General features: G+C 68.5%; 1 protein-coding gene. It reads right to left on the reverse strand.

What is annotated here, in order from left to right; genetic code table 11:
* Window positions 1–836 (reverse strand): copper amine oxidase (locus CFP71_RS40990; protein ID WP_482746728.1); only part of this gene is annotated, 836 nt, incomplete at its 3' end.
* Between the last annotated feature and the right edge of the window lie 140 nt (window positions 837–976).

Here is a 976-nt window from a genome sequence, read left to right on the forward strand (position 1 = left end):
AAGTAGCTGATCCAGAACCGGCCGGGCGCGGTATCCCCGTACGGCACCACCATCTCCGGTACCGACGCACGGTGCAGCACCGACCGGTCCTGAAAGCTGATCTGGTGCAGCGTCAGTCCTTCGCGGGCGTTGAAGCCCACGCGGAGTTTCCAGCCTTCCCAGGTGACCTCGTTGCCGTCGACGACGAAACTCGGCCCCTCGGGCTGAGTGATCTCGATCGGCTTGAGTGTTGTGCGGGCCGGCACGTCGCCGTAGCGGCCGTGTTCCGGCGGGACGGGCACGTCGCCCACGTCCTCGACCCTGATGACCCGCTGTTCGGTCAGGTTGATGTGCACGATCAGGCCCTCGACCGGATGTGCCCACGGGCTGTCGGACTCGTCGTCGCGCAGGAACGTCAGCGAGCGGATGACGCGGCCGGTCTCGTCGGGCCTGCCGAAGAAGCCGGGCGCCAGGGGAGCGCAGAAAGCGTGCTCGATCCGGTCGGAGAGCCCGCGGCGGTCCATCGCGGCCCGCCATTCCGGCGACGCCTTGGTGATGGACGCGGCGAGGTCGTACTCCTCGAACAGGTACGCGGGCTGGCCGTCGCCGCAGTCCTCAGTAGAGACCACTTCGCGTTTGGTCAGCGAAACGACCACGTCGCGAGCGTGCCCGGTCGCGGTGTCCAGCAGCGTGTACTGGACCCGGCGATCGGGGGCGGCGTCGCCCTTGTCCGGCTCCACGGGCAGTACCGCCGGAAACCGCGTGGTCGCGGTCAACTGGCCCTCGTCGGCCAGGATCGCGCGGCCTGCGGTGAGTTCGTCGGCGGTCAACGGGTCGAGCGGATGCGGCCTGGTCATGCTTCGCAGTCTTGCCTCTCCACCCCTTCCTGAAAAGACCGCGTGGCCGTCGTGCGGCTGCCGACAAGAAGGATGCACTGACGGCCAACCCCCGTGAGAGGCCCGGACCGCAGGATGGCGCCATGGGACTGGAGCTCGCG

Source organism: Amycolatopsis thailandensis (assembly GCF_002234405.1).
In the GTDB taxonomy this organism is placed as follows: domain Bacteria; phylum Actinomycetota; class Actinomycetes; order Mycobacteriales; family Pseudonocardiaceae; genus Amycolatopsis; species Amycolatopsis thailandensis.